Source organism: Massilia sp. TWP1-3-3 (assembly GCF_049897805.1).
Taxonomy (GTDB): domain Bacteria; phylum Pseudomonadota; class Gammaproteobacteria; order Burkholderiales; family Burkholderiaceae_D; genus Telluria_A.
In genome coordinates this window covers 52,881-77,806 of sequence record NZ_JAFCWX010000013.1, presented here as the reverse complement: position 1 = coordinate 77,806, position 24,926 = coordinate 52,881, and the positions used below count along the sequence as shown (strand labels likewise).

At 63.5% G+C, this 24,926-nt stretch carries 18 protein-coding genes; 15 read left to right on the top strand and 3 right to left on the bottom strand.

Annotated elements, in window-relative coordinates; all coding sequences use genetic code 11:
• Positions 1–4: 4 nt before the first annotated feature.
• From ACP7D4_RS15035 to ACP7D4_RS15015, 5 genes are all read left to right on the top strand, one after another.
• Positions 5–1,081: a ligase-associated DNA damage response exonuclease gene (locus ACP7D4_RS15035; RefSeq protein WP_426105006.1), complete on the top strand. Its 1,077-nt coding sequence runs from the start codon at positions 5–7 to the stop codon at positions 1,079–1,081.
• Entirely contained in the window at positions 1,074–2,708 is a 1,635-nt protein-coding gene (locus ACP7D4_RS15030; RefSeq protein WP_426209861.1) for an ATP-dependent DNA ligase, read from the top strand. Before ACP7D4_RS15035 ends, ACP7D4_RS15030 begins: the two co-directional genes overlap by 8 nt.
• Positions 2,705–5,167: a ligase-associated DNA damage response DEXH box helicase gene (locus ACP7D4_RS15025; RefSeq protein ID WP_426105009.1), complete on the top strand. Its 2,463-nt coding sequence runs from the start codon at positions 2,705–2,707 to the stop codon at positions 5,165–5,167. The genes ACP7D4_RS15030 and ACP7D4_RS15025 overlap by 4 nt, the downstream gene beginning before the upstream one ends.
• Positions 5,164–5,814, top strand: coding sequence for a ligase-associated DNA damage response endonuclease PdeM (pdeM, locus tag ACP7D4_RS15020; RefSeq protein ID WP_426105011.1), 651 nt, complete (start codon positions 5,164–5,166; stop codon positions 5,812–5,814). Before ACP7D4_RS15025 ends, pdeM begins: the two co-directional genes overlap by 4 nt.
• A 122-nt stretch (positions 5,815–5,936) precedes the next feature.
• Positions 5,937–7,010: a glycine zipper 2TM domain-containing protein gene (locus tag ACP7D4_RS15015; RefSeq protein WP_426209859.1), complete on the top strand. Its 1,074-nt coding sequence runs from the start codon at positions 5,937–5,939 to the stop codon at positions 7,008–7,010.
• Between the two features lie 75 nt (positions 7,011–7,085).
• Here ACP7D4_RS15015 and ACP7D4_RS15010 read toward each other — a convergent pair whose 3' ends face one another.
• The 3 genes from ACP7D4_RS15010 to ACP7D4_RS15000 form a co-directional block, all read right to left on the bottom strand.
• Positions 7,086–7,898, bottom strand: a complete 813-nt coding sequence (locus tag ACP7D4_RS15010) for a Crp/Fnr family transcriptional regulator (protein WP_426105093.1) — start codon at positions 7,896–7,898, stop codon at positions 7,086–7,088.
• 455 nt (positions 7,899–8,353) lie between these two features.
• Positions 8,354–8,998 carry a response regulator gene (locus tag ACP7D4_RS15005; protein ID WP_426105015.1) on the bottom strand — a complete coding sequence of 215 codons (645 nt, stop codon included), beginning with the start codon at positions 8,996–8,998 and terminating at the stop codon, positions 8,354–8,356.
• Between the two features lie 180 nt (positions 8,999–9,178).
• A complete protein-coding gene (locus ACP7D4_RS15000) occupies positions 9,179–9,643 on the bottom strand; it encodes a universal stress protein (protein ID WP_426105017.1) in 465 nt (154 codons plus the stop codon).
• A 414-nt stretch (positions 9,644–10,057) separates the two neighbouring features.
• On the opposite strand from ACP7D4_RS15000, the gene ACP7D4_RS14995 reads away from it, so the two are divergent.
• The 10 genes from ACP7D4_RS14995 to truA all read left to right on the top strand — a co-directional run bounded on the left by ACP7D4_RS14995 (position 10,058) and on the right by truA (position 24,925).
• Positions 10,058–10,912, top strand: a complete 855-nt coding sequence (locus ACP7D4_RS14995) for a protein phosphatase CheZ (RefSeq protein ID WP_426105018.1) — start codon at positions 10,058–10,060, stop codon at positions 10,910–10,912.
• Entirely contained in the window at positions 10,912–12,864 is a 1,953-nt protein-coding gene (locus ACP7D4_RS14990) for a chemotaxis protein CheA (RefSeq protein ID WP_426209857.1), read from the top strand. The genes ACP7D4_RS14995 and ACP7D4_RS14990 overlap by 1 nt, the downstream gene beginning before the upstream one ends.
• A gap of 72 nt (positions 12,865–12,936) precedes the next feature.
• On the top strand, positions 12,937–14,199 hold the full coding sequence (locus ACP7D4_RS14985) for a hypothetical protein (RefSeq protein WP_426209855.1): 1,263 nt from the start codon (positions 12,937–12,939) through the stop codon (positions 14,197–14,199).
• A 151-nt stretch (positions 14,200–14,350) separates the two neighbouring features.
• A complete protein-coding gene (locus tag ACP7D4_RS14980) occupies positions 14,351–16,432 on the top strand; it encodes a DUF805 domain-containing protein (protein WP_426209853.1) in 2,082 nt (693 codons plus the stop codon).
• A 173-nt stretch (positions 16,433–16,605) separates the two neighbouring features.
• On the top strand, positions 16,606–18,009 hold the full coding sequence (gene leuC / locus ACP7D4_RS14975; RefSeq protein WP_426209851.1) for a 3-isopropylmalate dehydratase large subunit: 1,404 nt from the start codon (positions 16,606–16,608) through the stop codon (positions 18,007–18,009).
• Between the two features lie 32 nt (positions 18,010–18,041).
• Positions 18,042–18,689, top strand: coding sequence for a 3-isopropylmalate dehydratase small subunit (gene leuD, locus ACP7D4_RS14970; protein ID WP_426105024.1), 648 nt, complete (start codon positions 18,042–18,044; stop codon positions 18,687–18,689).
• Between the two features lie 9 nt (positions 18,690–18,698).
• On the top strand, positions 18,699–19,769 hold the full coding sequence (leuB, locus tag ACP7D4_RS14965; RefSeq protein WP_426209849.1) for a 3-isopropylmalate dehydrogenase: 1,071 nt from the start codon (positions 18,699–18,701) through the stop codon (positions 19,767–19,769).
• Between the two features lie 187 nt (positions 19,770–19,956).
• Entirely contained in the window at positions 19,957–21,084 is a 1,128-nt protein-coding gene (gene asd, locus ACP7D4_RS14960) for an aspartate-semialdehyde dehydrogenase (RefSeq protein WP_426105094.1), read from the top strand.
• A 214-nt stretch (positions 21,085–21,298) separates the two neighbouring features.
• Entirely contained in the window at positions 21,299–24,103 is a 2,805-nt protein-coding gene (locus ACP7D4_RS14955; RefSeq protein ID WP_426209847.1) for a FimV/HubP family polar landmark protein, read from the top strand.
• A 24-nt stretch (positions 24,104–24,127) separates the two neighbouring features.
• Positions 24,128–24,925 (top strand): tRNA pseudouridine(38-40) synthase TruA, encoded by a 798-nt coding sequence (truA, locus tag ACP7D4_RS14950; protein ID WP_426209845.1) that lies wholly within the window; start codon positions 24,128–24,130, stop codon positions 24,923–24,925.
• The last annotated feature ends 1 nt before the right edge of the window (position 24,926 follow it).

The following is a 24,926-nucleotide window of genomic DNA, read 5'->3' as shown; positions in this document are numbered from 1 at the left end:
GCGCATGGCAGACATGGTCGTCGTTCGCAAGGAAGGCTTGTACTGCGTTCCGGGGCAGTTCTACATCGATCCGTGGCGCCCGGTCGAGCGCGCGGTGATCACACACGCGCACGGCGACCATGCGCGCGTGGGGCACGGCCATTACCTGTCGGCCGCCAGCGGCGTGGGCGTGCTGCGCTCGCGCCTGGGCGAGATCCATATCGATGGCCTCGAGTACGGGGCGACGGTGGAGCACAATGGCGTGAAAATTTCGCTGCATCCGGCCGGCCACGTGCTCGGCTCGGCCCAGGTGCGCATGGAACACCGCGGCGAAGTGTGGGTAGCCTCGGGCGACTACAAGGTGGAGCCGGACCGCACCTGCGTGCCGTTCGAACCGGTGCGCTGCGACACCTTCATCACCGAATCGACCTTCGGTTTGCCGATTTACCGCTGGCAGCCGGAGCAGGAGATTTTCGACGACATCAACGCCTGGTGGCGCAAGAACGCGGCCGAGGGACGCTGCAGCGTCATTTTTGCGTACGCCTTTGGCAAGGCGCAGCGCATTCTGTCGGGCCTTGATCCGTCAATCGGCCCCATCATTTGCCATGGCGCGGCCGAGCCGCTCAACCGCGTGTACCGCGAGGCCGGCGTGGCCTTGCCGCCCACCGTGATGGTGACGGCGGTCGAGAAAGCCGACATCAAACGGTCCATCGTCATTGCACCTCCGTCCGCCGGGGGCAGCACCTGGATGAAGCGCTTTGGGGACTATTCCGACGCCTTTGCCAGCGGCTGGATGCAGCTGCGCGGCGCGCGCCGCCGGCGCGGCGTGGACCGCGGCTTTATCCTGTCGGACCATGCGGACTGGCCCGGCTTGATGAGCGCGATTCGCGCCACCGGGGCGCCGCGCGTGATTGTCACCCACGGCTCGATTCCCATCATGGTGCGCTGGCTGCGCCAGGTAGGGCTGGACGCGAGTGGTTTCGACACCGAGTACGGCGACGAGGATGAGGACCAGAACGGCGCGGCCGGCGAGATTGTCGTGCCCGCCGTGGCCGCCGTGCCCGCCACCGCGGTCCCCGCCGCCGAGGAAAACGATGCGTGAATTTGCCCGCCTCTACACGGAACTGGACGAGACCACCGCCACCAACCGCAAGCTCGAAGCGCTGCAAGGCTACTTCGGCAGCGCCGCCCCGGAGAACGCGGCGTGGGCCGTGTACTTCCTGGCCGGCGGCAAGCCGCGCCAGGCAGTGCCGTCCAAACTGCTGCGCCAGTTCGCGGTCGAGTACGCGCAGCTCGACGAATGGCTGTTCGACGAGTCGTACAACGCCGTGGGCGACCTGGCCGAAACCACTGCCCACATCCTGCCGCCGCCCACCAGGCGCAGCGATATCGGCCTGGCCGAGTGGATGCAGGAGCGCATCGGCCCCTTGCGCGGCGCTGATCCGGCGACGATCCGCAGCGCGCTGTTCGGCTTTTGGGATGAACTGGACTGGCGCGAGCGCTTCCTGCTGGTCAAGCTGATCGGGGGCGGCTTTCGGGTCGGCGTGTCCAAGCTGCTCGTCACGCGCGCGCTGTCGGCAGTGGCGGCGGTGGACAGCAAAGTCATTGCCCAGCGCCTGATGGGCTGGACCGACGGCAGCGTGCGCCCCACCGCCGCGGGCTTTCTGCAACTGATCGCGCAACAGTCGGACCAGGAACACCAGCTGCGCGGCGGCCAGCCGTATCCTTTTTTCCTGGCCCACCAACTGCAGGGCGAGCCGGGTGCGCTGGGGGACCTGAAGGACTGGCAGGTGGAGTGGAAGTACGACGGCATCCGCGCGCAACTGGTGCGGCGCGGCGGGCAGAACTATCTGTGGTCGCGCGGCGAAGACTTGATCACCGAGCGCTTTGCGGAGCTGGCTGCGCTGGCGCTGCCGGAAGGGACGGTGATCGACGGCGAAGTGCTGATCTGGACCGATACCGATACCCCTGCGCCATTTGCGGACCTGCAAAAGCGCATCGGGCGCAAGACGATTTCGGCCAAGATGCTGAGCGAACTGCCCGCCGTGCTGGTCGCCTACGACTTGCTCGAGGAAGAGGGCGTGGACTTGCGCGCGCTGCCTCAGCACGAGCGGCGCGTGCTGCTCGAAGCGCTGGTCAAGGGAGCAGCCAGGCCACAGCTGCGCCTGTCCCCGTTGATTGGCGCGGCCAGCTGGAGCGAGCTCGAAGCCATCCGCACCGAGTCGCGCGCCCGCGGCGTGGAGGGCCTGATGGTCAAGGCCGTGAGCGCGCAGTATGGGGTAGGCCGCACCAAGAATGTGGGCACCTGGTGGAAGTGGAAAGTCGAGCCGTACGCGATTGACGCAGTGCTGATTTACGCCCAGGCCGGGCACGGGCGGCGCGCTTCGCTGTACACCGATTACACGTTCGCGGTGTGGGATGCCGATGAAACCGGCGAACTGAAGCTGGTGCCGTTCGCAAAGGCGTATTCAGGGCTGACCGACGCCGAGATCAAGGTTGTCGACAATGCGATTCGCAAGACGACGATTGAAAAATTCGGACCGGTGCGCTCGGTCAAGCCGACCATGGTGTTCGAAATTGGTTTTGAAGGCATCCAGCTCTCGACGCGGCACAAGGCTGGCATTGCCGTGCGCTTTCCGCGCATCTTGCGCCGCCGCGACGACAAGACCGTCGCCCAGGCTGATACGCTTGACACGCTCAAGGGCCTGCTGGCCGCTGCCGGCGCATGAGCAAGTCGGTGATGGGGCAAGCGGTCGACGCCTGGTTCGCCACGCGCGCCTGGAAAGTGTTCCCGTTCCAGCGCGCCGTGTGGAAGGCGGCCGTGGCGGGCAAATCGGGCCTGCTGCACGCCAATACCGGCGCCGGCAAGACCTACGCCGTGTGGTTTGCGGCGCTGCTGCGCGGTGCGCTCGTCAAGCAGAAAAAGTCGAGTGGCTTGCGCGTGCTGTGGATCACGCCCATGCGCGCGCTGGCGGCCGACACCCAGCGCGCGCTCGAAGCGTCCGCCAAAGACCTGGCGCCCGGCTGGACGATCGGTGCACGCACCGGCGACACCACCTCCGCCGAGCGCGCGCGCCAGTCCAAAGCCTGGCCTTCGGCGCTGATCACCACGCCCGAAAGCCTGTCGCTGCTGCTTAGCCATGCCACGGCGGCGGTGCAGTTTGCACAGCTGGACATGATCATCATCGACGAGTGGCATGAGCTGATGGGCAGCAAGCGCGGCGTGCAGGTGCAGCTGGCGCTGGCGCGCCTGCGCCACTGGCGCCCGGAGCTGGTTGTATGGGGCCTCTCGGCCACGATGGGCAACCTGGCGCAGGCGCAGGATGTGCTGCTCGGCGTTGGCCAGGGCGTGCTGGTGGAGGGCGACCTGCGCAAGGAGATCCGGGTCGACTCGCTCATTCCCGCCAATGTGTCGCGCTTTCCGTGGGGCGGGCACCTGGGCATCGCGATGCTGCAGCCGGTGATCGCCGAGATCGAGGCCTACAACGCCACGCTGGTGTTTACCAATACGCGCTCGCAGTCCGAGTTGTGGTACCAGAACATCCTGGAGGCGCGCCCCGACTGGGCCGGCCTGATCGCGCTGCATCACGGCTCGCTCGACCGGGAGGTGCGCGAATGGGTGGAGGCAGGACTTAAAAAGGGCGAACTGAAGGCAGTGGTGTGCACTGCCAGCCTGGACTTGGGCGTGGACTTTTTGCCGGTCGAGCGGGTGCTGCAGATCGGCAGCGCCAAGGGCATTGCGCGCTTGCTGCAGCGCGCCGGGCGCAGCGGCCACGCGCCGGGGCGCGTCTCGCGCGTGACGCTGGTGCCCACCCACAGCCTTGAAATCCTGGAGGCGGCCGGCGCCCGGCAAGCGGTTGCCACGCGCCGCATCGAGGCGCGCCTGGTGCCCAACAAGCCGTTCGACGTGCTGGTGCAGCACCTGGTGACGGTGGCGCTGGGCGGGGGCTTCGACGCGCATGCGCTGTACAAGGAAGTGTGCAGCGCCTGGTCGTACCGCCACCTGAGTTGGGAAGAATGGCAGTGGGCGCTCGACTTTGTCGTGCGCGGCGGCCAGAGCCTGGTCGCCTATCCGGAATACCAGCGCGTGGTCGCCGACGAAGAGGGCGTGTACCGGGTGCCGAGCATTGCGCTTGGCCGGCGCCACCGCATGGGCATCGGCACCATCGTGTCCGACTCGAGCGTGCAGGTGAAGTACATGAGCGGGGGGCGCATCGGCAGCGTGGAGGAGTCGTTCATTTCGCGCTTGAAGGCGGGCGACCATTTCCTGTTCGGAGGGCGCATCCTTGAATTTATCCGGGTCCACGAGATGACCGCCTTCGTCAAGCGCGCCAGCGGGGCGCGCGGGGCGGTGTCGCGCTGGCAGGGCGCCAAGATGCCGATGTCGTCCGAGCTTGCGCACGCCGCGCTCGAACAGTTGCGCCAGGCCGCACTGGGCATCTTTGCGGGACCCGAAATGCAGGCCATCAAGCCGCTGCTCGAGATCCAGCAGCGCTGGTCGGCCCTGCCCACCATCGACACGCTGGTGGTCGAGAGCATGAAAAGCCGCGAGGGCTATCATCTGTTCGTCTATCCATTCGCGGGGCGCTCGGTGCACATGGGCCTGGCGTCCTTGTTCGCTTACCGGATCGGGCGCACGCAGCCGATCACGTTTTCGATCGCGATCAACGACTATGGTTTCGAGCTGCTGGCGGGGGAACCGGTGGCCTGGGAACGCGTGTTCAATGCGCCCACCGGTGCGGGCGTGGCGCTTTTTTCCACCGAGGCTCTGCTGGAAGATGTGCTGGAAAGCTTGAACGCGACGCAGTTGTCGCAGCAGCGCTTTCGGGAAGTGGCGCGCATCGCCGGGCTGGTGTTCCAGGGCTATCCGGGCCAGCCGAAAAGCGCGCGCCAGGTACAGGCCTCGTCGTCGCTGTTTTTTGAAGTCTTTCGCAAGCACGACGCGGGCAACCTGCTGCTCACGCAAGCGCAGCGCGAAGTGATGGAGCAGGAACTCGAACTGACGCGCCTGCGCGACACCTTGACCGAACTGCATGGCCGCGCCGTGGCGCATTGCGCCGTGCTGCGCGCCACGCCCTTCGGCTTTGCGCTGATGGTGGAACGCTTCCGCGAAAAGCTGACCACCGAAAAACTGTCGGACCGCGTCAGCCGCATGCTGCGCGAGCTGGAAAAGGCGGCCACGCCTTGAATGGACGCGAGATTGTGCTGGCGGGCGAACCCGTGCTGCTGCTGCCGGAAAAAGCGCTGTACTGGCCGGCACGCAAAATGCTGGTGATCGCCGATATCCACTTTGGCAAGGCGGCGTCGTTTCGGGCGCAGGGCGTGCCGGTTCCGCGCGGCACCACCACCCAGAACCTGGAAGCGCTCGATGCGCTGATGGCCGAACATGACACCGTGGAAATTGTCTTCCTGGGTGACTTTTTGCACGCCAGGGCGGCGCACGCGCCGGCAACGTTGGCCGCCATGCTGGCGTGGCGCCAGCGCAACAGCAAGCTGCGGCTGACGCTGGTGCGCGGCAACCACGATTTGCGCGCCGGCGATCCGGCCGCCGCGCTCGCCATCGACATGGCCGACGAGCCGCACACGGTGGGCGCTTTTTCCTTTTGCCACCACCCGGACATTGCCGCGCCCGGCTATGTGCTGGCCGGGCACGTGCATCCGGTGTATATCCTGTCGAGCCGGCTCGATTCACTGCGACTGCCCTGTTTTCTGGCAGGCCCGACGCGCATGATCCTGCCATCGTTCGGCGCCTTTACCGGCGGCCACCCGGTCAACCCAAGTGCCGGTGAGCACGTTTATGTCAGCTCAGGCGAGGCCGTGCACTCTGTACGCTAACGTACTGACGTGTATGCATGCGCAGCGTACCTTACTGTTGAGAGTCGGAAAGATCCGGCACCGCCGTTTAACCTTTCAAGGAGAGCATCATCAAAACCTCACAAAAACTATTCACCGGGCTGATGGCCGTTGTTCCGATGTTTTCCATCTCGCTCGTCAGCGCGCCTGCGCAAGCGCAGCAATACCAGACTGCCACCACCGTGAGCGCGCCGCGCATCCGCGGCTTTGAAGTCGACGAAGTGCGCCGCCTGGTGCCGGGCGCCGAACTTAGCTTCAAGCTGTACGGCACGCCCGGCGGGCGCGCCAGCCTGAACATCAAGGGCGCTACGCGCAATCTGAACCTGACCGAAGTGGATCCGGGCGAATACGAAGGCACCTACACCATCAGCAGCCGCGACCGCATTACGGCCGACAGCCAGGTCACGGCCAACCTGCGCGTGGGTAATCTTGTCACCAGCGGCGTGCTGGCTGAGTCGGTCCAGCGCGGCCCTGGCGAGCGCCGCAACGACCGCGGCCAGTACGCCACCAATGACGGCGCCCCGCGCATCGAGCGTTTCGACGTGCGCGGCGACACCCAGCTCACGCCGGGTAATGAACTGAACTTCATGGTCTACGGCACCCCGGGCGCCAAGGTCGACATGGCGATCGAAGGCGCCAAGGGCGTGTTCTTCTTGCCGGAAGTTAAGCCGGGCGAGTATGCCGGCGAATACATCATCCGCCGCACCGACCGCATCGCGTCGAACAGTGTCGTGACGGCCAATTTGCGCGTCGGCAACCGTGTCGCGACAAGCAAGCTGAACAAGCCTCTGCTGCTGGCAAGCACGACGCCGATGACGGTCACGGCCGTGCCGCGCTATTGCGGCAATTGCGCGGTGGTTGAAACGGTCAACGTGGTGCAGGTGGATGGCGACGGCAGCTACCTCGGCACCATCGGCGGCGGTGTGATCGGCGCGGCAATCGGCAGCCAGATCGGCGACGGCAAAGGCAAAACGGCGGCGCAAATCGCCGGCGCACTGGGCGGCGCGTATATCGGCCGCAACATCGAGCGTAATGCCAAGCGTACCCAGCATTACGAAGTCGTGGTCCGTTTCGCCAATGCCGGTACCCAGACGGTGACGTATGAGCAGGACCCTGGTCTGCGCGTAGGCGAAAAGGTCAAGGTTAACAACGGCGTACTGGCCCGCGATCCGGGCTAAGCGCGATCTGCCAATTCTGTCGCTTGAATAAAAAACGGCGCCCTTTGGGGCGCCGTTTTTGTTTGAGCACTGGGGTCAAATCGTCGTTGCCAGTGACTGGTCGTTGCCGGCTGCCGCTTCGGCCTCGGCCTTGGCCTTGGCGGCGGCATTCGCCGTTGCCTTGGCGCGCGAACGGGAAGGCGGCAGGCGACGCAGCGTCTTGAGCGCTTCGGCGTCCTTGATGCCGATGGTGCGCTGGTCGACGGTGATCAGGCCGATTTCGTTAAAAGCCGACAGCGTGCGGCTCACCGTTTCTAGCGTCAAGCCCAGGTAGCTGCCGATTTCGTGACGGGTCATGCGCAGGTTGAACAGCTTGCTCGAGTAACCCATGGCAGCGAAACGGTCGGCCAGCGAGACCAGGAAACGGGCCACGCGCGCTTCGGCCGACAGGGCGCCGAGCATGCCGATCATGGCTTGTTCGCGCACCAGTTCGCGGCTCATGACGCCGTACATGACGTTTTCCAGTTCCAGGTGCACGCGGCCGAGCGCGGTCAGTTTTTTGAATGGCAGCAAGATCAAGTCGCAATCGGACAGCGCGACCGCTTCCGAGGCGTAATGACGGGTGTGAATGCCGTCGACGCCGAGCATGTCGCCCTTCATGGGAAAGCTGAGCACCTGCTCGTTGCCGAATTCGTCGATCAGGACGGTTTTGAGAAAGCCCGAGTTGACGATGTACAGCGTATCGAAGGCTTGGCCGATGGTGTGCACGCGCTGCCCCGTCTTGAACTGCACATGCTGGAACAGCAATTCTTCGCTGTTAACGGACACGGCGGCGGTAATGTGCAGCAAGTCGCACACTTCCTTGAGGTTGGACCAGAGGCGGCCTTGACGCTGGCGACCGGCTTCCATGGGTGAGGAATGCAGGGTCGACGAGGGGTTGGTACGGTTATCTGACGTTGGCGTGGACAGCATGCTCATCTCCAGGTGAAAAAACTTTTAGGTTCAAGCTGCGGCAATCACGGGCTAAAACAACGATCTGTGATGCCGCGACCGGAGCTTTGAAAGTGATGGAACAGCACGGCTGGGATAGCTTGCGTCGTTGAAAGTGAACCGCAGGAAAGCCCGAATCGTTGGATTTAGTATGCCAACTCGAGTCCGGTATTGATATCAGCGACGGCTGAATCTGGGAGTAGGATATGGCGGGCCTTTGTAGGATGAATCCTAACAAACGTTGGCATTGTCATAGGGGGAGGGGGCGGAACGGCGTGGCGGAAAAACGCTTGGCAAATACCTGGCGAAAGCATTCGATTGACGTTTGTCCGCACGAAATTGCACGGATGTTGTCTAAAAATCTTCGCTTTGCTTCATGAACGAAATGGGGAAAGCAAACGGTGCGCCACTGCGTACTGGACCATTTCGGACAGCGAGGTCATGCCCATTTTTTGCATGATGCGCGTCTTGTGGGTGCTGACCGTCTTGACGGACAAGTGCAGGCCGTTGGCGATTTCGGTGATCGACTTGCCGCCCACGAGCAGGGAGAAAACTTCGAATTCGCGGTCGGACAATTGCTTGTGCAATAGTTGCTCGTTGGGCGTCATGATGTTCAGCGCAAGCTGTTCGGCCACTTCGGTGCTGATGTACGGGCGCCCGGAGGCGACCTTGCGGATCGCGCCCACCAGTTGCGTGCCCGCGCTCTCCTTGGTCAGGTAGCCCTGGGCGCCGGCGCGGATCGCGCGCACCGCGTATTGCTCTTCCTCGTGCATGGTGAGGATCAGGATGGCCAGCTTGGGCGCTTCGCTCTTGATCTGGCGAATCAGGTCGACGCCGCTGCGCCCGGGCATCGACAAGTCCAGCAGCAGCAGGTCGAAGCCGCCCTGGCGCACGTGCGAGAGCACTTCGAACCCATTGGTGGCTTCGCCCACGATGTCGATATCGAGTGCGCCGTCGAGAATGCGTTTGAGGCCTTCGCGCATGATCGTGTGGTCGTCGGCAACTACTATTCGTATCATAAGTGGGCAATCTGGCAGTGTGGAGTATCCGATTATTACCGGTTGTTAGTTACTAACTTGTAAAAATGTAAGTACACCCGTAGCCTACGGTGGAATTGGCAGCAACGCAACAGTTATGACGCCAAGCTGCCCGCTTAGCTGCCCGCTAGCTGCCCGCTTAGCTGCCCGCTAGCTGCCCGCTTAGCTGCCCGGTTCGCTGATCAAGCGGTGCACCAGCACCGGTTTGGTCGTGTGCGAGAGGACCTTGTTGGTGACGCTGCCGAGCAACAGCTGTCCCCAGCCGCTACGCCCGTGCGAACCAATGAAGATCAGGTCGCAGCGTTCGCTGTCGGCAATCTCGTCGATCTTGAGGCCGGCCGAATCGGCGAACGCCGTCATGGCGTCGGCAACCAGGCCGGCCTTGCGCGCCGCCTGCACCACCGCGCCCGTGTGCTCGTCGCCCACGCGGCGCATGTGGGCTATGTAGTCTTCCTCGCTGGGATAGGCCGGCGGCACGATCTCGACATACACGGGGTACTGGTACGAAGGCGCCACATACAGCACCAGCACCTGCGCGCCCATCTGGCGGGCAAACTCCACCCCCGCGCACGCGGTGTGACGCGAGACTGCCGAGCCATCCGTGGTAATCAGAATTTTTTGGTACATGCTGCATTTCTCCCAGAGTTTAGGTACATTTTCCCGTTTTCCAGGGTTTCTGACTATTGATAGAGCGCAAACGTTTGATACGGATCAAACTCCGTCTTGAGAAACAGCGCGTGCAGGGGCGAAATTTATTACTCAGGCGCGCCAAAATTCCCGACGTCGCGATGGTACGATTACGAAATACAACAGATGTTGACGCCATTTTGACCGCAAAGACACATTTTGCTTGTCGTGCTCACAAGTTTCTGACCTGATTAGGGGGCCGGGACCGCACAGTGATTTACCGCAGCCGCATAGCACTGCTACACTCGCATGAACGCGGCAAAAAGTTGCCACGGGTCATGCTCTGCCAAAAACTCGCAAGGCACAAATCATTCTGGACCACCGCGACATTTAATATTATGGAGAAGCAGGGATATGACCGACGCCGCTGATGATTTCGACGCACTGTTCGATGAAGTGTCTGCGCAACGAGATACCGCAATTGCAGCGCAACCGGCCGCCGCGCCCGCCAGCGCCGAAGATGACATGGACGCCCTGTTTGACCAGGTCGCCGCTGCCCATCCGCAACTGGTGGCCGTGGCGCCTTCCGCGCCCGCCCCGACACCGGCTGCAGCCGAACCTGCTGTCGCAGCTGAATCGGCCGCGCACGCCGACGGCGCCGAGGTCAACGCCGCCGACAAGCCGATGTTCGAGCGCCTGGGCGGCATTGTGCGCCTGCTGCACGATTCGCTGCGCGAACTGGGCTACGACAAGGCGCTCAATGAAGCGTCGAGCCAGATCACCGACGCCCAGGACCGCCTGGAATACGTCGCCAGCCTGACCGAACAGGCCGCCAACAAAGTGCTCAACACGCTCGACGAAGGCATGCCGGCCCAGGACGTGCTGTCGAAAAAGTCGAAAGCGATGGAAGCGCGCTGGGCCGACCTGTTTGCCGGCAAGCTGAGCATTGACGAATTCAAGACCCTGGCGGGCGATGCGCGCTCCTTTGCGCAAGCGGTGACGGAAGCGACCGAGGCCGAAAAAGCGCGTTTGCTCGACATCATGATGGCCCAGGACTTCCAGGACATCACCGGCCAGCTGATCAAGAAGGTGGTCACGATCACCAAGACGGTCGAGCACGAACTGGCCCAGCTGCTGCGCGACAATGCACCACCGGCCGTACGCGACAAATTGCAAGCCAAGCCTGCCCTGATGCAAGGTCCCGCGCTGCCGTCGGTGGCGCTCGACCAGGACAATGTTGACGATCTTTTAGCTGATCTGGGATTCTAATGGACGATATGCTCAAGGATTTCGTCGTCGAGGCGATGGATCTTGCAGTCAACGTAGAAGAGCACTTGCTGCGCCTCGAGCGTGACCCGAACAACAAGGAAACGCTGAACGCGGTGTTCCGCTCTTTCCATACCATTAAGGGCGGCGCCGGGTTCATGAACCTGCCGGCGCTGGTGGCCGCTTGCCACCTGACCGAAAACCTGTTTGACGCCTTGCGCACGGGCGCCGCGCCGGTAACGCCGATCGCGATCGAGGCGGCGCTGCAGGCGTCCGGTTTCGTGGCCGACCAGTTGACCGACCTGTCGAACGGCGCCTTGCCCGAGCAGCTGGCGTCGATGCCCGATTCGCTGGAACGCATTTTGGTCAACGCCATCGAAGGCAATACCGTTTCCGCACCCGCGGCGCCGCTGCCGGCCGCCCAACAGGCAACGCCGGCGATGCCAGCAATGCCGGTGGCGCAAGCACTACCGGTCACCTCGGTCGGCGCTGACGGCCTCGACTGGGAAGCAATGTTCATGGCGGTGGTGCCACCGGGCACCTACACTCCGGCCAACAGGCACGCTGCCGCATCCGCTGCGCCTGCGCCAAGCGGCGGCCCAACTATCGGCTCAACTACCGGCCCAACTACGGGTCCAACTACGGGGTCAACCCATGCGCCGGCTCACGCCCCAAGCGCCGGGGCAGCGGCCCAAGCCAAGCCGGCCGGCTGGGACGGCCAGGAGCGTCGCGACGAGAAGGTCCAGGAATTCCGGGCCGCCTCGGCACCCGTCAAGGAAGACAGCATCCGCGTCGACGCCGTCAAGCTCGACGCGCTGCTGGAAGTGGCGGGCGAATCCGTGCAAGCTGCCAATCAGGCGGCCGTACTGTTAGAGCGCCTGCTGCAGTTCAAGTTTGAAGGCGTGGCCGCCACGCTGATGGCAACGCTGAGCGAAACGCTCGAGCGCGCCTCGCGCTATTCGGCCGAGCTGCAGCGCGCCACACTGGCGACCCGCATGCAGCCGGTAGGGCGCTTGTTCCAGAAGTTTCCGCGCCTGGTGCGCGAGCTGGCCAAGGACCTGGGCAAGGATGTCGAATTGACCATTGAAGGGGCGGAAACGGAAGTGGACCGCGTCGTCGTCGACAGCCTGTACGATCCCTTGGTGCACATGTTGCGCAACGCGCTGGACCATGGCGTGGAGTCGCCCGAAGACCGGCTCGCGGCCGGCAAGCCGGCCAAGGCCTTCATTTCGCTCAAGGCCTGGCAAGAAGCCAACAGCGTGATGATCGTGCTGCAAGACGACGGCAAGGGCATGGATCCGGTGCGCCTGCGCAAAAAAGCCATCGAAAAGGGTTTGATCAACGAATCCGGCGCCCAAAGCGACGAGGAAGCTTATCAGTTGGTATTCTTGCCGGGCTTTTCGACCAAGGATGTGGCGTCCTCCGTTTCCGGACGCGGGGTCGGCATGGACGTGGTCAAGACTGCGGTCGAAAAAAACCGCGGCGCGATCCATATCGAGTCTTCGCTCGGGCACGGCACCAAGTTTGCCATCCGATTGCCGATCGAATTGTCGATCGTGCCAACGATGCTGGTGTCGACCTCGGGCGCAATGCTGGCGCTGCCGATGGCTGTCGTCCAGCGCGTGGTAGAGTTGCCCGACAGCTTCATGAATGTGGGCGGCGCCCCGGTCTTGAAAGACCAGGGCCGTCCGCTGCCGGTGCGTTCGCTGGCCGGCGCGCTCGGCTACGATGCATGCCTGGAGAAAGTGGGCATCGTGGTCGCTGCGCCCCAGCCCTACATCCTGGCGGTCGCTGCGGTCGACGGCACGGCCGACCTGGTGATCAAGCCGATGACCGCCATCACGGTCGACGGCATCACCGGCACGGCGCGCTCGGCCGAGGGCGAGCTGGTGCTGGTGGTAGGATTGTCGTTCCTGATGGACGGTTGCCGCGGTAACTTGAAGGTTGCCGCCTGAATCTTGCGCCGCCGCGCTGTTGCCCGGTGCGGCGGCAACCATTCCTTCCCGCTTTTGTGAAGGCTGACAGTCATGCTGCTTGAAACGTTCGAGCCGGTTCTGAAGGCGGCGCAGCTTGCCGGATCGCTGACGCCCGCCTGGAAGAAATTCATCAAGACCAAGTTTTTCGTTGCCATCCTGCGCTCGCCGGATGATGACCCGAAAAATTTTTTGCTGTCGATGTCACGCAATCCGGGCGACGGCAAGCCGGTCGTCATCATTGCCGAAGTGCGCGACCGGATCGACCAGCACCAGGGCGATGGCGTAGTCGCCGTCTCCGGGGCCGATATCGTGCGCCGGCTAGGCGACCAGGGCGCCATCCTGGTCGAATTGAGCGACGGCGTATTTACGGTGTCCAGGAAGCGCGTCGCTTGGTTGCAAAGCGGTATACAAGTGACGCAGGCGCGCGTGGCCACCCGCAAGCGCTTGCAGGCGGCCGCTCCGGCCGCGCCGCTGCCGGTGTTGTCGGTCCAGGCAGCGCAGCTGGTCGGCAGCGCTGCCCCGGTTACGGTGCCGGCGCCAGCGCCGGTGCGCCGTTCCCTGGAAGCGCTGGCCGCGTTGCATGTGCCCAAGCAGGCCAAGACGGGCCTGGAGTTTTTTGAGCCGTCGCAATGGAACGATGGCGCCGCCGCGCCCGCCGGCAAGAGTGCGTCGGGCGCACGCGCGTTTGCCACCTCCATGCCGGCCATGCTGAGCGTGATCGCCGTCGGCATCGCGGCCGTCATTTACCTGGTGCTTGGCGGTGTAGGCGCCTCCGATACCGAGATGGCGCCAAGCGCGCGCGCGCCCGCTGCGACAGTGCCGCCGCCTGCCGCCGCGCCTGTCGTCGTGGTGCCGAGCGCCCCACTGGCCCCTGGCGTACCGTTTTCCCCGGTCGACAACAGCTTCACCGTCAATGTGCCCGGCATGCCGGAAGAGCTGGAGCTCTCGCCCGACCAGGTCCAGCAGATGGGCGACTTGCGCATGCACCAGTACAAGCTGGCCATCGGCGAGCGCATCTACACCATGCAGTCGACCGATTACGGCGCTCGCGTGCCCGACGACCTGGTCGTGGCGATGGATGGCATGCAACGCTCGATCGTCGGCCAGGATGGCACGCTGATCAAGGCCAGGCCGGTCTCGCTGCGCAGTGCGGCCGGGCGCGAAGTGCGCGTGCAACTCGCCAACGGGGCGGTGCGCGCCGCGCGCTTTGCCTTTAGCGGCAGCAAATTTTGCATGGTCGCGGTGGTGGCGGCCAATGGCCAGAAGTCGGGGCCCGAGATCGACGCTTTCCTCGATTCCTTCAAGCTCAACTGACACGTTGACCGGCTCGCCGCGCGGCATGCGCGGCCGACAGCTGCTAAATTAATTTCGAACAACTTTATGATTGTATTGCTATTCAATACATGGCAATATCGCCATGTATTTTTTTTGCAATTTGAAAACTATAATTGAAGGTTGTTAAGTAATGTCGTCGGAAACATTTGAACAAGTCCTGGCAGCGGCGCAGGCTGCAGGCTCCACCACGCAAGCGTGGAAAAAATTTGTCAACACCAGGTTCTTTGTGGCGATCGTGCGCTCGGCCGACGGCAACCCGAAAAACTTCACGCTGCAGCTGGCAGACGCCGACGCCGACGGCAACATCGCGGTCCGCATTTCAGAGCAGCGCGAGCGTCTCGTTGTCGGCGGCGGCAATACGCTGGTGACCTTGTCGGGCGCCGAAGTGGTGCGCCGCTTGCAGGCCGAGGCGGGCATCCTGGTTGCGCTCAGCGAAGGCGTCTTTGCCATCGCCCGCGACCGCGTCGACTGGCTCAGAAAAGGCATTGAAGCGGCCCGGGCGCGCGCCGCCGAAAAGGCGCAGCCGGCTGCGGCGAGCTTCCCTTCGCTCGAGCAAGGTAGTTTGCCGGCTCCGGCCTCAGCTCCGGATTCCGCTCCGGCTCCGGCTCCAACCCTGGCGCCCCTGGCCCCGGCCGCAGCGCCCCTGACGCTGGCCAAGGCAGCGCCGCAGTCGTCGCCCGTCACGCGCAACCAGGTCGGCGTGCTGGACGTGGCCGCCCTCAAGCCGCGCAATGTGACGATGCCGAAAATCGGCCTCGAGTTTTTTGTGCCGGCCAGCTGGCAAGAGAGCGCCACCGCCACCGGCCTGCGCTTCACCGGCACCGAACACGCCTGCACGGTCGAGGCAAGCGGCTTTCACCGCCCCAACCTGTCGATGGCGCAGTGGCTCGAGATGCGTCTGGCGCTGGTGCGCCAGGAAATGCGATACCTGACCCAGGATGGCGAATCCTACCCATTTGAAGGCGAACTTTGGCGCGGCCGCGTGACGGGCATGGCGACCGAATTTACCGGCACCTTTCCCGGCGACGCCTGCGAGAGCCGCTATCTGGTCGCCTGCATCTGGACCGACGGCGTGCTCGCGTCGATCACCGTGCGCGCGCCGGCCGGCGCATTTGAAGAGCAGCGCGCACTGTGGAAGTGGCTGCTCGGCCGGGTCGACATGAATGCCAGCGCGGCCAGCGTGTACAGTCCGCCGGCCAGCCTGGGCGGCATTGGCGGCGACTGGGAAGAGGCCGAAACGCCGCCTATGTTTGGCTTTTCGCTGGCCGGGCGCATGGGGCGCATGCGCGTGCTCGCTTATTCGTTTCCGGTGATGCTCTCGCTGGCCGTGGTCGGCATCATTGCCGCGGTGCTGGTCCCGGCCAGCAAGGCGCTCGGTCTGACCTTGCTGGTGGCCGGCGTGCCGGCCTGCATCTGGTTTTCGGTGCGCCTGATGGTGCTGCGCATGCACGACGTGAACCTGAGCGGCAAATGGCTGGCCGGCGCCTTCGCCCTGATGCTGCTCGGCGGCGTGCTGCAAAACTGGATCATGCTTGGCGTGCTGTTCGTCGTTTTCTGGATTGCGTCGATGGTCATTTACTGCTTCATTCCCGGCACCGATGGCGAGAACGACTACGGCGAACAGCCCGGCCCCAACTCCACGCTCGTCAATGTCGGCGCGACGCTGTTCATCCTGCTGCAGTTCGGCCAGATTGGGGCGGCCAGTTCGGGCAAGTACAACAACCGCCTGCCGTTTCCCGTCCCGCGCGGCAGCGCCGCTGCTGCCAAGGCCAGCGTACCGTTTTCACCGCCCGGCAACCCATTTACGGTCGCGCTGCCCGGCGTGCCCGTGAAGGTCGCCTTGCCGGCGGCCATGGTCCAGCAATTGGGCGAGGTCGAGCTGCACCAGTACCAGCTGGCCGCTGGCGGCAACGTCTATACGGTGCAGTCGATCGACTATCACGACCGCATGCCCGACAATCGCTTCGATGTCATGGACGCGATGCAGCGCTCGGTGATGGCCAAGGATGGCACGCTCATGGAAGCGACGCCCACCCTGCTCAAGGGCGCCACAGGCCGTCAGGTCAAAATCGGCACACCGGGCGGCGGCCTGCGCGCGGCCCGCTTTGCGGTGGTCGGCACGCATTTTTACATGGTCAGCATCGAGGTGCCGGACGCGGCCAAGGGAGCGGCCGCCACGGACGCTTTCCTGGCATCGTTCAAATTGAACTAAAGAAAGAAAATGACCGTTCGTTTGTTGACGTGATACATTCAGTGAACAAACTTCTGTCAAAGCGTATCAAAAGGAACGAAAGTATCAACATGGTGCAGGTACTACCGCAGTGCACAATTATGGCATAATCAAATGCGGTACTCGATTATTGCCTTCGCCTGACACCAACTATCATGATAAAAACGCTGTACGACAAACTCTGGGAATCGCACGTGGTGCGCGCCGCCGACGACGGCACCACCGTGCTGTATATCGACCGCCACTTGGTCCATGAAGTAACCAGCCCGCAGGCGTTTGACGGCCTGCGCGAAGCGAAGCGCTCGCTGTGGCGCACCTCGGCCAACCTGGCCGTGGCCGACCACAACGTGCCCACCACCGACCGCAAGGACGGCATTGCCGATCCTACCTCGCGCCTGCAGGTTGAAACGCTGGACGCGAACGCGAAAAGCTACGGCCTGACGTACTTCAACATGAACGACAAGCGCCAGGGCATCGTGCACGTGATCGGGCCCGAACAGGGCGCCACGCTGCCCGGCATGACGGTCGTCTGCGGCGACTCGCACACCTCCACCCACGGCGCTTTCGGCTGCCTGGCGCACGGCATCGGCACCTCCGAAGTGGAACACGTGCTGGCCACGCAAACGCTGCTGGCCAAAAAATCCAAGTCCATGCTGGTGCAGATCGACGGCGCGTTGCCGTTCGGCGTGACCGCCAAGGACATTGTGCTAGCCGTGATCGGAAAAATCGGCACCGCCGGCGGCACCGGCTACGCCATCGAATTTGGCGGCTCGACCATCCGTTCGCTGTCGATGGAAGGGCGCATGACGGTCTGTAACATGGCGATCGAGGCGGGCGCGCGCGCGGGCATGGTCGCCGTGGACGAGACCACCATCAATTACGTCAAAGGCCGGCCGTATTCGCCGGCCGGGCCGCACTGGGACCGCGCCGTGGATTACTGGCGCACGCTGCATTCGGACGCCGGCGCCCAGTTCGACATGGTCGTTACCCTCAACGCGCTGGAAGTCAAGCCGCAGGTCACCTGGGGCACCTCGCCCGAAATGGTCACGTCGATCGACGGGCGGGTGCCCGACCCGGACCAGGAAAAGGACGCCGTGCGGCGCGACGCGATGGAAAAGGCGCTGGTCTACATGAACCTGCAGCCGAACATGCCGATCGCCGACATCCGCATCGACAAGGTCTTCATCGGTTCATGCACCAATTCGCGCATCGAGGATTTGCGCGCGGCTGCAGCGGTCGTGCGCGGCAAGCACCGCGCCTCGAACGTGCGCCTGGCGCTGGTGGTGCCGGGTTCCGGCTTGGTCAAGGACCAGGCCGAGCGCGAAGGGCTGGACAAGATTTTCCGCGATGCCGGCTTTGAATGGCGCGAGCCGGGCTGCTCGATGTGCCTGGCCATGAACGCCGACCGGCTCGAACCGGGCGAACGCTGCGCCTCCACCTCGAACCGCAACTTCGAGGGCCGGCAGGGGCAGGGCGGGCGCACCCACCTGGTCTCGCCGGCAATGGCGGCGGCGGCCGGCATCAGCGGCCACTTTGTCGACGTGCGCGCGCTGCGCTGACCATCTACGCGGATCAATTACTTATACAGCTCATGGAAAAATTCACGATATACGAAGGCTTGGTGGCGCCGCTCGACCGCGCCAACGTCGACACCGACGCCATCATCCCCAAGCAGTTCCTCAAGTCGATCCACCGCACCGGTTTCGGGCCCAATCTGTTCGACGAGTGGCGCTATCTTGATCACGGCGAGCCGGGCAAGGACAACAGCGGTCGCCCTCTCAATCCCGGCTTCGTGTTGAACGAGGCGCGCTACCAGGGCGCTTCGATCCTGCTGACGCGTAAAAATTTCGGCTGTGGCTCGTCGCGCGAACACGCGCCGTGGGCGCTCGACCAGTACGGATTTCGCGCCATCATCGCGCCCAGCTTCGCCGACATCTTCTTTAACAACTGCTACAAGAGCGGCCTGCTGCCGATCGTGTTGCCGGAGTCGCAGATCGATCACTTGTTCAATGAAGTCAAAGCCTTTCCCGGCTTTCGCCTCGTGGTCGATCTGGAGCAGCAGCGCATCGCCACCAGCAACGGCTCGCTGTCGTACCAGTTCGACATCGACCAATTCCGCAAATACTGCCTGATCAATGGCCTGGACGACATTGGCCTGACGCTGCGTCACGCCGACGAGATCCGCGCCTTTGAAGAGCGCCACCTGGCCGCCCAGCCGTGGCTGGCCAACGTCATTTAAAAGAACCACATGAAAATTGCAATCCTGCCCGGCGACGGCATTGGCCCAGAAATCATGGCGCAAGCGGTCAAGGTCTTGAACGTCCTTGGCGAACAGTTCGAACTTGAAAGCGCGCAGGTCGGCGGCGCCGGCTACGCCGCGCACGGCCACCCGCTGCCCCCGGCCACGCTGGCGCTGGCCAAGTCGGCCGACGCGGTGCTGTTCGGCGCCGTGGGCGACTACCAGTACGACAACCTGGAGCGCGCACTGCGCCCGGAACAGGCGATCCTCGGCCTGCGCCGCGAACTGGCGCTGTTTGCCAACCTGCGCCCGGCGATCCTGTATCCCGAGCTGGCCGGCGCCTCGACGCTCAAGCCTGAAGTGGTATCCGGCCTGGATATCCTGATCATCCGCGAACTGACCGGCGACATCTACTTTGGCAAGCCGCGTGGCGTGCGCGAGTGCCCCGACGGCCCGTTCAAGGGCGAGCGCGAAGGCTTCGACACGATGCGCTACGCCGAGACCGAGATCCGCCGCATCGCGCACGTGGCCTTTCAGGCCGCGCAAAAGCGCGATGGGCGCGTGACCAGCGTCGACAAGGCCAACGTGCTTGAAACGTTCCAGTTCTGGCGCGATATCGTCACCGACGTGCACCGCGACTATCCTGGCGTGGCGCTCGAACACATGTATGTCGATAACGCGGCGATGCAGCTGGTGCGCGCGCCCAAAAAATTTGACGTGATCGTGACGGGCAATATGTTCGGCGATATTCTGTCGGACTGCGCGGCCATGCTGACCGGCTCGATCGGCATGCTGCCGTCGGCCTCGCTTGACGCCAACAACAAGGGACTGTACGAGCCGTCGCACGGCTCGGCGCCCGATATCGCGGGCAAGGGCATTGCCAATCCGCTGGCGACGATTCTGTCGGCCGCGATGATGCTCAAATTTACGTTCAATAAAACCGAGCAGGCGGACCGGATCGAGAACGCGGTCAAGAGCGTGCTGGCGCAAGGTTTGCGCACGGCCGATATTTTTGAAGCGGGAACGACCAAGGTGGGCACCGAGCAAATGGGTGACGCGGTGGTAAAAGCCCTCGGCTAGCAGCAAAAAGTTACATCGTCCTCGCGAACGCGGGGACCCATCGAAAGGATGCCAATCGTTTTATTGGAATCAATGCGTTACAGTGACTAGCTCGAATAATGGAAACTGTCACTCGTCGGTTCTATGGGTCTTCGCATGCGCGAGGACGACGTAGTTTTCTACACATTTTTATACTTGAGAGAGCATGATGAAATTAGTTGGCTTGGTAGGTTGGCGCGGTATGGTCGGTTCAGTCCTGATGCAGCGCATGCAGGACGAGGGTGATTTCGCCCACATTGAACCGGTTTTTTTCACCACCTCGAACGCGGGCGGCAAAGCCCCGGCGATGGCGAAAAATGAAACCACATTGAAAGACGCGACCGATATTACCGAGCTGTCCAAATGCGAGATCATCATCTCCTGCCAGGGCGGCGACTACACTGGCGAGGTGTTCCCCAAATTGCGCGCGGCCGGCTGGAACGGTTACTGGATCGACGCCGCCTCCACGCTGCGCATGAACGACGACGCCGTCATCGTGCTCGACCCGGTCAACCTCGACGTCATCAAGAACGCGATGACGCGCGGCGTGAAAAACTACATCGGCGGCAATTGCACCGTCTCGTGCATGCTGATGGGCCTGGGCGGCCTGTTCCAGCACAAGCTGGTCGACTGGGTCAGTTCCATGACTTACCAGGCAGCCTCCGGCGGCGGCGCCCAGCACATGCGCGAATTGCTCACCCAATTTGGCACCATCAATCAATCGGTCAAGGCGCTGCTCGACAATCCGGCCGCGGCCATCCTTGACATCGACCGCACGGTGCTGGCCACTCAGCACGGCATGTCGGCTGAAGAAACCCGCCAGTTCGGCGTGCCGCTGGCCGGCAACCTGATTCCGTGGATCGACAAGGACCTGGGCAACGGCCAGTCCAAGGAAGAATGGAAGGCCGGCGCCGAGACCAACAAGATCCTCGGCCTGGGCGCCGCCTTCGGCAGCAGCGAGATCCCGGTCGACGGCTTGTGCGTGCGCGTGGGCGCGATGCGCTGCCACTCGCAGGCCTTGACCATCAAGCTGAAAAAAGACGTGCCCCTGGATGAAATCAACGACATCATCGCCGCCAACAACCAGTGGGTGAAAGTGGTACCGAACACGCGCGAAGCGTCGATGCGCGACCTGTCGCCGGCGGCCGTCACCGGCAGCCTGACCATTCCCGTAGGCCGCTTGCGCAAGATGTCGATGGGCGGCGACTACCTGTCGGCCTTCACCGTGGGCGACCAGCTGCTGTGGGGCGCGGCCGAGCCGCTGCGTCGCATGCTTCGTATTATCCTCGACAAGTAACTTGTCAAAACCTTCCATATTCTTGTAATTTCTGCAAGCTGGCGCTGGGACCACAAGTTGTGGTCCCAGCGCGACCGAAAGCTGCAAATTGCGCGTTTACAGGCACTTAGCCCCTACTTATCATCCAAAAGCTTGCATGCTCTAAAGCATGATGATATGTTGAGACTTCCGAGAAATCAGCCTTCTCGCCAGTCAACTCATAATGCCCCCAACTATGCATTTAAACACTCGCTCCAAGATTACTTCGTTCGCGTTGAAAACACTGTCGGGCGCGGTCGCCAGCGCAGTGATACTGTCCTCGTCGGCCCATGCGGCCGGCCTGGGCAAGCTCACCGTGATGTCCGGACTTGGACAGCCATTGAACGCCGAAATTGAACTGACGTCCGTCTCCGCCGAAGAAGCGAAAGGCCTGGTCGCCAAGCTCGCGCCGGTGGACGCCTTCCGCGTCGCCAACATCGAATTCAGCCCGGCGCTGCTGTCGCTGCGGTTTGTCGTCGAGCAGCGCGGGTCGCGCCAGTTCATCAAGATCACCTCGTCGCAGCCGGTCAACGAACCGTTCGTCGACATGTTGCTTGAATTGAGCTGGAGCAGTGGCAAACTGGTGCGGGAATATACCTTCCTGCTCGATCCGGCCGAACTGCGCAGCGCCCAGGCGCCGCAAGTGGCGGCGCCCGTGGACGTGCTCTCGCAAGGTTCGCGCACCACGCCTGCGCGCCAGGGTGCATCGACCACGCGCGCCACGCCGGCCACCTCAAGCGAGCCTGCTCGACCTGCTGCGGCCCCGGCCCCGCGCCGTGAGCGCGAGCGCGCCGCCGCGCCGGCCGAAGGCGCGAGCGCCGCATCCCAATACAAGGTGCAAAAGGGCGACTCGCTGGGCAAAATCGCAGCCAACCTGAAGCCGGTTGACGTCTCGCTCGACATGATGCTCGTCGCCTTGTACCGGGCCAATCCGGATGCCTTCAACGGCAACAACATGAACCGCCTGAAGTCGGGCCAGATTCTCAATGTGCCCGACAGCGCGGCCATCAAAGGCACCAACGCCGGTGAAGCGCGCGGTGTCGTCATCGCCCACGCCGCCGACTTTAACGCTTACCGCAACAAGCTGGCCGGCCAGGTCGCCACCGCGGCGCCCGAAAAGGCGCAGGAAGCGAGCCAGAGCACCGGCGGCAAGATCACCTCGAAAGTCGAAGAGCGCCCGACCGCGGCCAATGCGTCGCAGGACAAGCTCAAGCTGTCGAAGGCCGCGGCACCGGCTGACGCCGGCAAGACCGCCGGCGCGGAAGAGCGCATCGCCAAGGAAAAAGCACTGGCCGACGCCACCGCCCGCGTCAAGGAACTCGAGCGCAACGTCAGCGAACTGGAAAAACTGGTGGTGGTGAAAAACCGCGCCGCAGCCGAAGCGCAAAAGGCGCCGGTCGCGGTGGCGCCGCCAGTGCCGGCCAAAGTGGCCACCGTGGTGCCGCCGGCGCCAGTAGCAACGGTCAAGGCGCCTGTGGTTGCCGAGCCTGCGCCAGTGGTGCAGGCTCCGGCAGAAGTAGCTGTGCCGGCTGCGCCGGCCGTGCCGCCGCGCGCCAGTCAGGTCAAGCCGAAACCGGCGGCCGAACTGAAAAAGAACAGCGACGTCGCCGAAGCGCCTGGCATCGTGGACTGGATCTTGAATAACATCCTGATGATCATCGGCGCGCTGGCGGGCCTGGGCTTGCTGGCAGCCGTCGCCCTGGGCCTGAAAAAGCGCCGCGGCAGCGACATGAAGTCGTCCAACGAACCGTCGATCCTGGGCGCGCCCACCGACCAGGCCCATTCGCTGTTCGCCGAAACGGGCGGCCAGAGCGTGGACACCAGCAACAGCGTGTTCAACTCCAGCTTTGCGCCATCGGCCAGCCAGCTCGACACCAACGAAGTCGATCCGGTGGCCGAAGCCGACGTCTACATCGCCTACGGCCGCGATGCCCAGGCCGAGGAAATTCTCAAGGAAGCGCTGCGCACCCACCCCGAGCGCTATCCGGTGCGCCTGAAACTGCTCGAGATCTACGCCGCCCGCAAGGACGCGCGCTCGTTCGAAACCCAGGCTACCGACTTGTACAGCATGAGCAAGGGCAGCGGCGACGAGTGGGCGCAGGCTGCCGCGCTCGGCCTGTCGATCGATCCGCTCAATCCGCTATACGCCAGCGCCGCGAACGCCGGTCCGTCCACCATCATTCCCGTCGCCGCTGCAGCAACGGTGGCGGCGGTGTCGCTGAACAAGCAGTCCGACGCCGACCTGGACTTGACGGCAATGCCGGCGCCGGTGGTGGTTGCACCGGGCGCCGCCCCGGAAGACAATACGCTCGACTTTGACCTGGGCGGCCTGAGTTTTGAGCCGGTCGACATGGCCAAGGCCGCGCCGACGCTTGGTACGACCAACGATATCGCCGACATGGATTTCGCCATGCCTGGTTCGGCTCCCGTAGCGCCGGTACTGGCCAAGGAAGAAGCGCCGATGGACATGGACTTCAACATGGACTTCGACACGCCCGCCAAGGTGCCGGCAAGCGTGAGCCATGCGCGGGCGATGGAAGAGATCGACACCGACCTGGCGAGCAACGACTTCACGGCCGAATACGCAGCCAAGGATGACCTGAGCGGCATGGGCGACTTGGCCAATGCTTTCAATATTTCTGCAACGCCAGTGGCGACGCCGGCCCATGCCGACCATGCGCTCGACCTGGACGCGATGAACTTCGAGCTGCCGCTGTCGACGACCAAGGCTGCGCCGCAGTTCGACATGTCGGGTATCGATCTCGATTTGCCGAACGAGGAGTCGGGCAACACGCTGCCCGATTTCGGCGACACCCTGGTGCAAAGCCCGGCCGACCTGTCGGCCATGCACATGGAGATGGAGACCAAGCTCGATCTGGCCATCGCCTACCAGGAAATCGGCGACAAGGAAGGCGCGCGCGAACTGCTCGACGAAGTGATCAAGGGCGGCAGCGGCGAGCAGATCAGCAAGGCCAACGATATGCGCGCCAAGCTGGCCTGACGCACTGAAGGTACTGGACATACATTGAAACGGATAGCACTTGGTGTCCAGTACGACGGTACCGCCTGGAATGGGTACCAGAAGCAGCCAGACAAACATACCGTGCAGGACAGGCTCGAAATCGCGCTCGAAAAGTTTGCGCGCGTTCCCCTGTCCACCACCTGTGCCGGGCGCACCGATACCGGTGTCCACGCGCTCGAACAGGTCATCCACTTCGACACGGAGCTGACGCGCGACAAGCAGTCGTGGGTCAGGGGCGTGAACGCCTTTTTGCCCGACTCGATCGCGGTGCGCTGGGCGCACGAACTGCCGGTCCTGCCGGAACATGAATTCCACGCCCGTTTTTCCGCCTTTGCGCGCACTTATCACTACGTCCTGTTTAACAACCCGGTACGTTCACCCTTGCTGGTGGGCCGCGCCGGCTGGACCTTTCGCCCGCTCGACGTGGCGCTGATGCGCGAAGCGGCGCAATGCCTGGTGGGCACCCATGATTTTTCCGCCTTTCGTTCCTCCCAATGTCAGGCCAAAACGCCGGTCAAGCAGATGCACGCGGTGGACGTCAGGCGCCATGGCGAAGTGATCGTCTTCACGGTGCGCGCCAGCGCCTTCTTGCACCACATGGTGCGCAACCTGATTGGTTCGCTCATTTATGTGGGGCAGGGGCGGCACACGCCGGCCTGGCTGCGCGACGTGCTCGAAGGGCGCGACCGCGGCGAGGCCGCGCCCACCTTCATGCCCGACGGCCTGTACCTGGCCAAAATCGATTACGATCCCAAGTGGGGACTGCCGCAAGACGCGACCAGCCCATTACCCTGGTTCTAAA